Below are 12,527 nucleotides of genomic sequence, written 5' to 3'. Positions count from 1 at the left end.
CATTATATGAAACACTTTTTTTATAAGGGAAGTCAAAACGTACTTTCTAATGTTACGGATTATGAAAAGACAATTGAATTTATTAAAAAGGATTTGTCTAAAATTTTAGATACTCGAAACTTATCATTTTTAATTGGCTCAGGTTGCTCGTTAGGTCCAAATGGTATTCCAACTATGAAACAATTAGCAGATAATCTTTTTGAACCTTCAGAAAATTTAAGCGAATTACTAAAAGACAAAGTTTTTGAAGATAAACATATTAAAATTTTAGAGCGATTTAAAATTAATTATAAGAATGAGCCATTTAGAACAAATTTAGAAACTTTTTTAGGCACACTTTATAGTTACAGTTTTTATCTAGAGAAATTGAAGGAAGCAAATGAAGACTCATTTGCTCAAGATTTAAAAGACTTAAATGAGATTATTTTAAAAACTAAGCAGTACATTTTATTTGAATGCCTAAATGAAAAAAATAAAGGTAATGACGATAACATTATTGAAACATATAGACAGTTTTATAGAAAACTATCACTTAGAGATAGTAATTTACAAAAACCGAATGTTTTTACAACAAACTACGACTTGTTTTCTGAAAGAGCTATGGACAACTTAGGTATTTCTTATACAAACGGATTTTCGGGTTTTATAGAACGATTTTTCAATCCTTCAATTTTCAATTATGCACTTGCAGAACAGATGGATATTAGCTCTTTAAAATGGAGTGTGATAGATAGTTTTATTTACTTATTCAAAATTCATGGTTCTGTAAATTGGGTTGAGAGAGAGAGTAATAACAAACTTTTCAGTATTCAGGAATTACAGAATGTAAATTTTGAAAAATTAAAAGAAGAAGCTAATTACATGATATATCCATCACCCTTGAAGCAAAATGCGAGCTTGGGTTCTCCTTATGCTGATTTATTCAGAGAGTTTCAAAAGAGGATAACTCAAAAGCAAAGTACACTAGTAACGTTGGGCTTTAGTTTTGGCGATGAGCATATCAATAATATTATATATCAAGCTCTTACTATTCCTTCCTTCAGATTAGTTATCTTTTCTGATTTGGGTTTTTATAGTAATGGTCAATATGAGATTACTAGAAAAAATATCGAAAAACTAAAGAACTTAAATGACCCAAGAATTTGGATAATTGGTTCTAATTTGGAATTTGATAATTTAATAGGAGGTGAAATAAAGAACGAAGAAGAAAAAGAATTACATTTTTTTGAAACTATTGCAAACACTTTATTTCCAGATTTTACTCAAGATAAAATTGAAGAAGCTAATAAAAACCTTATTGAACAGATTATTAGAGCTAAAGTAGAAGGAAATGATTAAAGATGACAAACAAAGAGTAATAGGTAAATTAACTAGTATCAACTCAGATAAATTCACTGTTGAATTGTTAAATCAATCCATAAATTTTGCCATTAATGGATTTGAAGATATTTACCAATACGCCCAAATCAATGGTTACGTCATATTACCCTACCAAGACTTCTATATTGTGGCTGAAATTTTCGGTGTTAGAGAGCGAGATTCTGATATAAAATGGCAAGGAGAAAAGGAACAGATTCTAAATAAATCTAATTCAGTTAAGTATTTAGATATCAATCCTATTGGGACGATTGAGAAAAGAAAATTTAAATATGGTGTATCTATATTTCCAACGCTTTACACAGATGTTCTTTATATAAAAAAGGAAGAATTAGATATAATTTTTGAATATAACGATGATATATCTCCTATCGAAGATACTGATAATTCAACAGCATTAAAACTTCTTGAAATTGGGACTTCAACAATATTTCCTGATTATAAAGTAAAAGTAAATATCAACGATTTTTTTGGAGCACATTCTGCAATTTTAGGTAATACTGGAAGTGGAAAGTCATGTACTATTTCCTCTATGATTCAAACCCTTTTTAATAAAGATAATTATAGTGCAGTGGGCGCATCTTTTATCTTTTTTGATGTTAATGGAGAATATCACAAAGCATTTAGCCAATTAAAAAATGAAGATATAGATGTCAAATATTTTTCAATTAATGAAAAGAAGAATCATGAATCATTTGAATACAAAAAAAAAATAACAAAAAATATTGAGTACGGTGATTTTAAACTACCACATTGGTTCTTAAACATTGATGAATGGGCTCTGCTTTTGCAAGCTTCTGAACGTACTCAATTACCTATTCTAAGAAGTGCTTTAGGTTTCTCTCAAAATATGGACGATATGACTAGAAATCACATTTATGCTAGTAATATTTTGTATGTTTATGAAAATTGGGAATCGGCAGTTTCAAAGAGACAACGAATAATCTCATTGATCGATAAAGCTAAATTTACAGATATTGATGTAGCCGGCTATAATGCTATGTATGGAAACATGACAGCTGAGAATGAAGCTAAGTTTAAGACAAGCGTCAAGAAGTATATAAACTTTGATACATTTAACGCACCTAAATACAGTAACGATTTATTTGAATTTTCTAAGTTTGGAGATAATATCGACGAGGCGATATTATACGAGGAATTTCATGGAAATAAACAGATTAGAGACTATTGCTCATCATTAATCACTAGATATAAAAGTTTGAAAGATAGAGAAGAATTTAACTTTCTATCTCAAAACAATGTAGACTTCAATAAAGATTTGTTTTTAGATGATTTATTAGGTGTTGAGGGAAATAAAAAGAAAACACAAGTAACTTTAATCGACTTAAATTCTGTCGAAGATGAAGTCGTTGAAGTTATATCATGTGTTATTACAAGAATGATTTTTGAAAGATTAAAAAATATACCTGAAAGAAATTCGTTTCCAATTAATTTGGTTTTAGAAGAAGCTCATCGCTATATTTCAGAACACAAAAGCTCTAATTTTGGAGAAGCAAATAAAATTTTTGAAAGAGTTGCCAAGGAAGGCAGAAAATACGGTTTATTTCTAATGGTATCATCTCAGAGGCCAAGTGAACTATCGAAAACTGTATTGTCTCAGTGTAGTAATTTTATTATTCATAGAATTCAAAATCCAGATGATTTGAACCACATAAGGCAGATGACACCTCATATTTCATCAAATATATTGTATAGATTACCATCAATACCTACTCAGCACGCTCTAGTTTTTGGTAGTTCCGTACAGATACCAGCTCTTTTTAAAGTGAACAACGCAAATCCCTTACCAAATAGCGCTAATAGCGATATTGTTAAACATTGGTTTATTCCTAAAAATGTTTTTGCAGAATGAGTAATCAAAATAAACATACTACCTCAAAAGAACAAAACGAATACGCCAAAAACGTAAAAGGAGAACATATCTTTATCCTTGAAGCCGAAAGTGGTCGTAAAGGCTATTGGTGTATGGGTTGTGGTGAGGAAATGGAAGCAGTACGAAGAACTAAAAACATTCACCACAAATCCTATTTCCGCCACATAGCTAAAGGGGTAGAATTTAATAGAAAATGTACGTTTAGTAATCAGGATTACCGTCACAGACTGGCAATAGATATTCTACAACGGACAAAAAGAATCAAAGTACCTAATCTCTATAAGTATGCTCCTGATGGTTCCCAAGCAATATTACTTGAAGAAACCAAATTTATAGAAGCACACTCCGTTAGAGCTGAACTTACATTTTATGAAGATGATGAAGCTAAGGTACATTGGGGCAAGAATCCTGAAATTGATAATAGAAACTTGTTGATACGACCAGATGTAACATTCTTTGATGTTCATGGAAAACCAATTTTACTTATCGAAATTGTGGTCTCTCATAAGTTGGATGATGATAAAAAAGCAAAAATTAAAAGACTGGGAATTGATTTAATTCAAATAACGATACCAAAAGATTCTCCGGAAAATATTGCAAATAATTTTCTAGTCACTAAAAATACAAAATGGGTATTTAATTATGTCGAACAAAACACCAACTACTTACAGCTTTCCAGTAGAACTGCAAAAGGAATATTACCGATTGATACAATCGAAATGGGATTTTTCAGAGAATCTTTCACCTGCCGAGAGAACCAAATTAGGAATCTTATACGAGGAATTAGAAAATGTGTGGAATCGCAATACTACAGAAACATTGAACGAAAACTTGAATCAGATCTATCAAGAGTTAAGGGAAATGCAGAACGAAATCGAGAGCGATTGGAACAGCTTCGAGTCCAACATCGAGAATCAGTTGAGTCAAGATATAAAGAATCGCTCGATATCCTTGAAAGAGAGGAAAGCGGATTTGAACATTCATTTTACGATGCTCAAAGAAAGCTATACGAAGAGTATAACCGAGAACAAACTACAATTGAACAGAGATACGCTAATTTGGAAGGAAGATATCTTGCAAAAAATGAGTCAATTAGCCAAGAGCAAGCTGTTATTAACAGGGAAATTAAGTCTAGACCAGGTTACGGAAGAACTGAAGAGGACATTAGAAGAAAATTTGAATCAGAAGAAACAAGAATTGTCGACGAACTCGAAAGCATTAAAAGAGAAGAGAGATACATACAGGAATCTATCCAGTCAGAATCAAGATTTGAGGAAAATTTTGAGGGAGAAAGACTTCAACTTGAGCGAGAAGAAAGTGAACTTGAACAAAAATTTGCAGAACTTGAAAGACTTGAACAAGAAGAATTTGAAAGACTTAGAAAAAAATTTTTCTCAGATGAAGAAGCAACTGGAGAATTCACAAAATTCGCTGTTGAGGAAAGAATTAGAAGCGACTATGAAAGGGAATACCAACAAATTATTGAAAGAATTAACAATAGAGATGTACAGTCAGGAGATGAACTGTCCGAAAAAATTAAAACCATACTTGCATTACGGGGACTATTCGACAATTATGATGATGTACAAACAGCTCTTGAGAAATGCCGAAATGGAAGAGAAATTATTAAAAACGGAACTTACAAAGAATGGAGTAGATAGTGAATGGTTTATGAATAAGATATCCTGAAAAATTTCCAGACACAACCCGAAATAAGATTAATAATATATAAAGTATTTTTGTTAGTGGAAAATCTAAAATTCACTAAAAGAATTTAGCCGTATAACAAATGGAAAACTTAAAAGAATTAGTAGAGCGATTAAACTTGTCAGATGAATGTACCGATTTAGAAGCCAAACGAGCTTCTGAAATTGGAAAATCATTATTGGAAACCGTTTGCGCTTTTAGTAACGAACCTGGTCTTGGTGGCGGTTATTTGTTGTTGGGAGTTGAAAAAGAAGATGAGGTGACGAGTTTGTTTCCTGGCTATATTGTTTCAGGAATCCCCCAAGCAAAGTTAGATCAGATACAAACTGATTTAGCAAATCAGTGTGCTGAGAATTTTAATATCCCTGTCCGTCCCCAAATTACTGTTGAAAAAACAGCTGAGGATAAATATGCTATCGTCGTTTTTGTTCCCGAACTAAGTGTCGAGCAAAAACCACTATTTCTGAAAAATAAAGGTTTACCACAAGGTGCTTACCGCCGTATAGGCGCTGCCGATCATAAATGTACCGAAGATGATTTAGTGATTTTTTACCAAGGAAATGAGACCCTAGACAAATCTATTATTAAAGATGCCGATTTGGACGACTTATCCGAGGAATCAATTTCACTATATAGACGCTTCAGAGGTAATGTCAACCCTTCTGCTGAAGAACTTACCTATGACGATACCGATTTATTGAAAGCACTAAATGCAATTCGAAAAAATAACGGAACCTATCAGGTGACTTATACCGGTTTATTGTGTTTTGGTTCCAGAATGGCGCTCCGTAGATTATTGCCTATGGTAAGGGTCGATTATATTCGTGTTATTACCAACAAATGGATTGAAGATGCCGATAAGCGTTTTGAATCAACTCTTGACATGAGAGGCTCGCTTTTAGAATTGGTCCAACGAATTATTTCTACAATCTCCGATGATTTACCCAAGGGGTTTGTGTTAAATGACAGTAATATACAGGCTAAAAATATAGGATTGCCTATGCGTGTGTTACGTGAAGCCGTAGTCAATGCTTTAATCCACCGTTCGTATCGTGAAAATAGTCCTATTCAAATTATTAGATACCCTAATAGAATTGAAATCATAAACCCTGGCTTTTCATTAAAAACAGAAGATCAATTAGGAGAACCTGGTTCAGTAAATAGGAATCCTTTTATTTCGGCGATTTTTCACGAAACCAACTTAGCTGAAACCAAGGGAAGTGGTATTCGTACCATGAGAAATTTAATGGAAAAAGTGGCCATGATGCCTCCTACATTTGAAAGTAGTAGAGCAAGTAATACTTTTACAGTTAGACTTTTATTGCATCATTTGTTAAATGAGGATGACATTCACTGGCTTAATACTTTTACTGATCTTGAATTAAACGATAATCAAAAACGAATTTTGATTTTTGTTCGTGAAGTAAATGCCATAGATAATTCTACAGCTCGTCAAATAAATGGATCTGATTTAGTTATTGCTAATTCCGATTTAAGAAAATTACGGGAATTAGATTTGTTAGTGCAGAAGGGTAAAAGTAAATTTACCTATTATACCGCTTCTGAACTTCTTAAGTCATATATTTCTAACGAGGAGGAAATTTTTAGTACACCACCTACTGAGCTTAGTGCACCACCTTCCGAGCTTAGTGCACCACCTTCTGAGCTTAGTGCACCACCTCCAGCAGAAATAGCTATTCCAGATTATCTTATACAATTAGTAGAAACATTAGGAAAGAGAACAAATGACAAGGAGAAAACAATTCATGTTATTTTAGAACTTTGTGCTTACAAACCAATGAAAAGTAAAGCTATAGCGCAGATACTTAGTAAATCTGAAAAGTATATTCTTAGAGAATTTTTAAAACCTTTATTGGACGATAAAAAATTAAATTATACCATTCCGGACATGGTAAATCATCCTAATCAAGCGTATATAACAATAGTGAAAACTGACGAAAAAGCAGAATAAATAAGCTTAGTGCACTAGTTAAAAGTATTTATGGGAATACAGGAGGAGTGATAAGAAATTATCTTATTGGACTAGATGTACGTTACACTTCTTAATCTTGAATTGTCACGTAATGTTTTCTAAAACTAGAGTAAAAGTAAAAGAAATGGCATAAGAACAAAATTTTGGGTTACCTTTTTACCTATTTGGTATTAATAATAAAAACCTAAAATATATGAGCAAAACAACAATTACTTTAGACAAAGAGTACTTTACGATAGAAACAACGAAAGGTTTTATAAAAGATCTCGAAATAGCCTGTAAAACAATGGAAACAGATCTGTTTTTAAAACTTTTTACTAAGTATGACTTAATTGAGGTTGAAGAATACAAAGAGGTCCTACAGTTAATCATCCACATTATGAATAGTTGGATCAAGCCTCAACAAGATACAACTATAGTGAGAATCGAAAACTTTGATTCTAAATGTTTGTTTTGCAACATTGGGAAAAAAGTCAAAGTTTACAAATGGAACTATCGCCACTTAGGAGCTGAAAAACCTATGGATAAAGTAGTTTACCTCAAGCAAATTGCCTTCTTTTTTGAGTATAAAAACCATCAATTAGTTGAGTTTGGTGTGTGCAATGGGTATTTAGATGAAAATGATATGAATCTATTAAATGCTTAAAAAGTTATGGCTTCAGTATTATAAACGAAGCCTTAACTTTTCAACTTACACACTTTTTGGGATAGTGTCAATTAAATAACCGTTATATGCAAACAACCATTCTGCTCATATTTCACAAAACAACTATTTTCTTTTCTTAATATTGATAGGACTTTTATAAATGCTTTAGTCTGCTTTTTATTTTTATTGAATGCCCGATAGCTAATATCGAAAGTCTTCCCTTTGAGGTGGGCGCTGTTTTTTATAGCATTGCCATTCCCTTTCTTTAAACCTTCTACAGACTCAAGAGACCGAGTTACACTACTAATCGTAAAAGGAATGTACTGAATTTTTTCAGCTTTGCACTGATTTGCGTATTTTACTGCTAATGCATTTATAAAGTCTTTTCCCTTAGGTAGTAGATATGGTCTCGAAAATTTTGCTTTTCTAACAACATACAGTTCGTTCGATTTCAATTTAACCAATTTTCCTTCGCTTAAGAGTCGTTCTATGCCCTTAAAAGTTTCTTGCGGTAGAATGCCTTCATTTTTAAGAGCCTTCTCGTGTGTTGCAACATTGTCAGTAAAAAGTAGAGGACAATCAGGGCAACTTCCTGTGCCGCCCTGATATGTATATCCTATTAATGCCTTAATTTTTTGTTTTATCCTTTTTCGATAAGGATAGAGAATTAATAGTACACTCGTCAGCGTAACTAGACAGAGAAGTATATATGTTTTGGGTTTAGACATACGTATGTAAGATGTAGTATAAAATGTAATAACTAAGACTCTACTTATGTCCAGAAAGGAAACTAAACCAGTTGTTAGATTTCCATTAAAATTATCCTAAGCAAAATGATATAAGTATTTATTCCGTAAAATATTCTTTTATTGTATAATAAAGTCCAACGATCATTCCTATTGAGACGCCTATTATCGCAGCCCATTTTAATAAAAAGAGGACAAAAGCCAATCCAAACATTTTCAATGTTAATACTAATATATCTCCAGAATCATTGTTTCTACTTTTCATAATTATTGTTTTTTAGAATTACTATTTACTATTAATTCTAAAACATCAAAAAGGTAACCCTTGTTTTGAAAAAATTATTCTAAAAGGACAAATCCAGCCCAATAATAAGGCGAATATTTATCTTTCATTTTAGCTTGAGCTATCTGAAAAGCTTCATGAATGCTTTTACCCGCAAAACATTCCTTATAGAAAACAGCAAAAAGTTCAGCGGTTTGTACATCTGGAACTTTCCATAAACTCATAATAATATTTTTAACACCTGCCATTTTAAAAGCTCTTTGTAATCCAAAAACGCCTTCGGCTCCATTGATTTCACCCAAACCTGTTTCACAAGCACTAAGTACAACCAATTGACAAGCACTTAAATCCAAATTAGCTATTTCACTAGCAGTCAAAATTCCATCATCAGTTATGGTTTTCTCAGTAGGTTTCCCCCAATATTTATTAGCCCCCGCAAACAGCAATCCAGCACGCATCATAGGGTCATCAGAGATTTTATAATGCATGTTGCGATTCATTGTATTGCTGTCATCCAAGAACTGCGACCTGTTATCTGGAAGCTCTTTTTTAGGGTCTGGAAAGAAGAATCCGTGTGTCGCAATATGCAATACAAATGGTGTGGTTCTACCATCTAATAATTTAATGCTTTCTTCTGTTGCCACTCTATCTTCTACAACTCTTGAAGCAAAATTATTTTGTGTAGCAAGTGTATGTATTTTGTCTATTTCGGTTTTACTTCCTTTTAAATAACCGTGTTTTTCAGTTCCTGTACTTGACCTCGTAAATGCGGCAAAATCATCAATATTTAGCGGTAAACTATCCGTTTTACGACTGTTTAGTTCGGCACTTTTGTTATAATCTATATTGCCATAAAGCAGTAATTCTGTGTCTTTTTTAATGTCTAAAAATGTTGTTTTATAATTTGTGATTTCAGCTGTAGAGCCCAAAACATGAATCTGATAATCATGCCCCAAACTGCTATTTTTATTAATAGGCAATGCCGAAAAATTAATTTGATTCCCTAGCCCAGATGGCGATAAATAAACCGTTCGCATGCCTTTTAATTCTTTCTCCAAAGGTTTTAAAAATAAGTCACTAATAGCTTTTTCCGTGTACTGCTTATCAATTCGTGTGCTGTCTTGGATATCTTTATTTCGCTCTAGCAAAAACGATAATTGTTTTTGTTCAAACAATGAAATGTATTTAGGTATTTTAAAGTCTTTTCCAACTACAAAAGCGGTATATATAATACTATCTGTCCATTTTTTGTTGTAATAGTGGAACGATACAAAATCAATAGCCAATTCATTCGATTTTAATTTTTCCTGAACTTGCTTCCAATTTGTAGTTAAGCTATTTTTAGCTTCGGCGAATGTTGACGAACTCCGTACCAATTCCTTTTCTAAGGATTCTGTCTCTGTGACTAATTGTTCATAATGTGCTGGTCTTTGATTAAGCGGCAGTTCGTTTAGTTTTACAAGTTGTCGCTTAAACTGTAGAAATTCATTGTATTTGTTCTGTAAAACCGTATCGTCACTTTTTTGAATACTTTTGGCAATACGTTGTTGATTTCGCAAAGACAGGTTTTTGACTAACAGCTCATTTTCATAACAACCTATGTTGATATTATCAAACTGTTGGACATGGCGATGAAGAAAGGACAGTGGGAAAAATCTATCAAAAAAATATTTTTTTATAAAAGTATTAAACTCAACAGTTGACAAATAGGAAGATGAATAATTTACTTTAGTTTTAAAATCTACAAACAACTCATTGTATTTTACTGATACTGAATTGAATTCCCCTAATAAATCATCAATTATAGCCAACATTTTAATCGAAGAATAATCACTTTTACTGATTTCAACAATCTTAGAATAGTATTCTTTTGCCTTATTATATTTTTTTTGATCAAAATTAAGAGCTGCTAGATTTTTAAGAAATGAAATATAATAAGGATGATTAATTTCGAATTTACTTAATATAATTTTTTCCGATTGTAGATATAATTTCTCGGCCTCAACTTGTTTCCCTTTTCTAGCGAGTATATTTGCTAAATTGTTTAACACTCCAGAATATTGAGGATGATCTTTTGAGTATATTTTTTCAAATAATTCTTTTGAAATTATAGCATTCATTTCTGCCTTGTCATACAAACCAATATCTAAATATAAACCCGAAAGATTTTGTAAAATAATCTGACAATTAGGATGGTCTTTTCCTATAATAGATTTATTTAATTCTAAAGCTTGAATATATAATTTTTCGGCTTTTTCAAAATTTAATATATTATGGTAGAATGAAGCTAAATTACTTATTGAAGTTGCGTAGTCTCTACTGAACTCTCCAAAAGTTTCTTTAGATAGTTTAATGTTTTCTAAGTATAAAGTTTCAGCTTCTTTATTTTTACCTTGAAAATTATATAGATTGGCTAGTTCATTAATTACAATAGAATAATAATTATTATTAAATTCTTTACTGATTTTTGCTAAAGCCTCTTTGTAAAGTTTTTCAGCATAAACATTGTCTCCTAAGTTTTTATATACTAAGCCTAATCTGTATATAGACAAGATAGTTTCAAGATTACTTTCATTATAATAATTTTTGTATTTTTCTAAGATGTCATTTAAAATGGATTTAGCTTGAGAATAATCGCCTCTTTCAATTAAACAATCGACAAAGTTCGAAGAAACATTCAGATAGGCCAAATCATTTTCTCCTAATGATTTTTTGTAAATTTCTCTCGATTTAGCAAAATACTCTTCTGCTTGTGCATACTTAGCTTCCTTATAATAAATTTCCCCTAAATTATTTAAAGTATTGGCTACTTCATAATGAGTGATTCCAAAAACTTTCTGCTGTAAATCAAGACCTTTAATATATAACAGTTTAGCCTTTTCGTTATCGTTTAGTTTTTTTGCAATAAATCCTAAATTTAGTAATGAATAAATGTAATCTGTATCTTCTTGACTTAAATGTTGTTCCATTATGTCTTTTACAGTTTGAAACAAAGGCCCAGCATTTAAGTATTGTTCTGTATTTCTATATAATAATGCTAAATTATTATAAAAACTTGCGAATATTAAGCTGTCTTTTTCTTTATAATTTTCTAATAAATTGATTGATTGCAAATAATAATTTTCAGCAACTTTATATTTCATGTTTGACATATATAAAGTTCCTAAACTATTCAATAAATAAGCATAATTAAAGTTTATGGTATCTGTTTTTATTCTATAATTGTCCTTTAATTCTTCTGCAATTTTTATTGATTTATCAATATCACCCTTTTGATAATAATAAGTTATACTATCAATCTCATTTTGGGAATAACAATTACTTGTACAAAAAAACAATAGAATAAGGTAAAAAAAACATTTTATTATACTCATAGATATAATATTTTAAAAACTTCTCTAGTAGAATATTCACCACTTTTTTCCATAGCTTCAATTACATCATTGATGTTGTATAAACTTTTATTTGATTCATTAAACTCTTTTGGAGTAACTAAATTATTTACATCTACTTTTTTCAAATTTTTAGTAGTATAGAATCCATAAATAGGAGTGTAATAAATACTAAAAGTCGAATTGTAATAATATTTAACAACGTTAAAACCTTTTACCTCTTCTTTTGTAAATAGGTTGCTTTTTAGAAGAATATTTTCTTCTGTTTCAATTACTCTAATATCATTTATAATTGCTGAAATCGTTTTTTTATCTTCTACCATTTCTAGACAAAAATACAATTCGTCATTATTTGGATAACTTATAATTTTTGCGAACTTAGGCTCTTTCAAATTTTCTGTAAATGATGAAATTCCAAGATATATTACAAAATCATTGGTTTTAAATTTTTCTCTTTTCTTTTCCATTTTAGCTATGTTTTCTGCCATT

Annotated in this window: 9 protein-coding genes; 5 read left to right on the top strand and 4 right to left on the bottom strand. The window is 31.0% G+C overall.

Features of this window, described 5'->3' with window-relative positions:
• Positions 1–6: 6 nt before the first annotated feature.
• From ACNH59_RS04285 to ACNH59_RS04265, 5 genes are all read left to right on the top strand, one after another.
• Positions 7–1,338, top strand: a complete 1,332-nt coding sequence (locus tag ACNH59_RS04285; RefSeq protein WP_418264196.1) for an SIR2 family protein — start codon at positions 7–9, stop codon at positions 1,336–1,338.
• Entirely contained in the window at positions 1,331–3,250 is a 1,920-nt protein-coding gene (locus ACNH59_RS04280; protein WP_418264195.1) for an ATP-binding protein, read from the top strand. The genes ACNH59_RS04285 and ACNH59_RS04280 overlap by 8 nt, the downstream gene beginning before the upstream one ends.
• Positions 3,247–4,932 (top strand): hypothetical protein, encoded by a 1,686-nt coding sequence (locus ACNH59_RS04275; RefSeq protein WP_418264194.1) that lies wholly within the window; start codon positions 3,247–3,249, stop codon positions 4,930–4,932. The genes ACNH59_RS04280 and ACNH59_RS04275 overlap by 4 nt, the downstream gene beginning before the upstream one ends.
• Positions 4,933–5,060: 128 nt before the next feature.
• Entirely contained in the window at positions 5,061–6,950 is a 1,890-nt protein-coding gene (locus tag ACNH59_RS04270; protein WP_418264193.1) for an ATP-binding protein, read from the top strand.
• 214 nt (positions 6,951–7,164) lie between these two features.
• Entirely contained in the window at positions 7,165–7,617 is a 453-nt protein-coding gene (locus ACNH59_RS04265) for a hypothetical protein (protein WP_418264192.1), read from the top strand.
• A 71-nt stretch (positions 7,618–7,688) separates the two neighbouring features.
• On the opposite strand, the gene ACNH59_RS04260 is transcribed toward ACNH59_RS04265, so the two are convergent.
• From ACNH59_RS04260 to ACNH59_RS04245, 4 genes are all read right to left on the bottom strand, one after another.
• Positions 7,689–8,345: a DUF5715 family protein gene (locus ACNH59_RS04260; RefSeq protein WP_418264191.1), complete on the bottom strand. Its 657-nt coding sequence runs from the start codon at positions 8,343–8,345 to the stop codon at positions 7,689–7,691.
• A gap of 118 nt (positions 8,346–8,463) precedes the next feature.
• Entirely contained in the window at positions 8,464–8,628 is a 165-nt protein-coding gene (locus ACNH59_RS04255; protein ID WP_418264190.1) for a hypothetical protein, read from the bottom strand.
• Between the two features lie 74 nt (positions 8,629–8,702).
• On the bottom strand, positions 8,703–12,020 hold the full coding sequence (locus ACNH59_RS04250) for a CHAT domain-containing protein (protein ID WP_418264189.1): 3,318 nt from the start codon (positions 12,018–12,020) through the stop codon (positions 8,703–8,705).
• On the bottom strand, positions 12,017–12,526 hold the full coding sequence (locus ACNH59_RS04245) for a hypothetical protein (RefSeq protein WP_418264188.1): 510 nt from the start codon (positions 12,524–12,526) through the stop codon (positions 12,017–12,019). Before ACNH59_RS04245 ends, ACNH59_RS04250 begins: the two co-directional genes overlap by 4 nt.
• Position 12,527: the final 1 nt, after the last annotated feature.

Origin of the sequence: Flavobacterium faecale, assembly GCF_048320115.1 — a bacterium.
Taxonomy (GTDB): Bacteria; Bacteroidota; Bacteroidia; order Flavobacteriales; family Flavobacteriaceae; genus Flavobacterium; species Flavobacterium faecale_A.
The sequence above is the reverse complement of the archived record's forward strand: the minus strand, read 5'-3'. Positions and strand labels throughout refer to the sequence as shown.

Coding starts and splice junctions, on each gene's coding strand:
- ACNH59_RS04280 (WP_418264195.1), top strand. CDS start 1,331: ATGATTAAAGATGACAAACAAAGAGTAATAGGTAAATTAACTAGTATC.
- ACNH59_RS04265 (WP_418264192.1), top strand. CDS start 7,165: ATGAGCAAAACAACAATTACTTTAGACAAAGAGTACTTTACGATAGAA.
- ACNH59_RS04275 (WP_418264194.1), top strand. CDS start 3,247: ATGAGTAATCAAAATAAACATACTACCTCAAAAGAACAAAACGAATAC.
- ACNH59_RS04270 (WP_418264193.1), top strand. CDS start 5,061: ATGGAAAACTTAAAAGAATTAGTAGAGCGATTAAACTTGTCAGATGAA.
- ACNH59_RS04255 (WP_418264190.1), bottom strand. CDS start 8,628: ATGAAAAGTAGAAACAATGATTCTGGAGATATATTAGTATTAACATTG.
- ACNH59_RS04260 (WP_418264191.1), bottom strand. CDS start 8,345: ATGTCTAAACCCAAAACATATATACTTCTCTGTCTAGTTACGCTGACG.
- ACNH59_RS04250 (WP_418264189.1), bottom strand. CDS start 12,020: ATGAGTATAATAAAATGTTTTTTTTACCTTATTCTATTGTTTTTTTGT.
- ACNH59_RS04245 (WP_418264188.1), bottom strand. CDS start 12,526: ATGGCAGAAAACATAGCTAAAATGGAAAAGAAAAGAGAAAAATTTAAA.
- ACNH59_RS04285 (WP_418264196.1), top strand. CDS start 7: ATGAAACACTTTTTTTATAAGGGAAGTCAAAACGTACTTTCTAATGTT.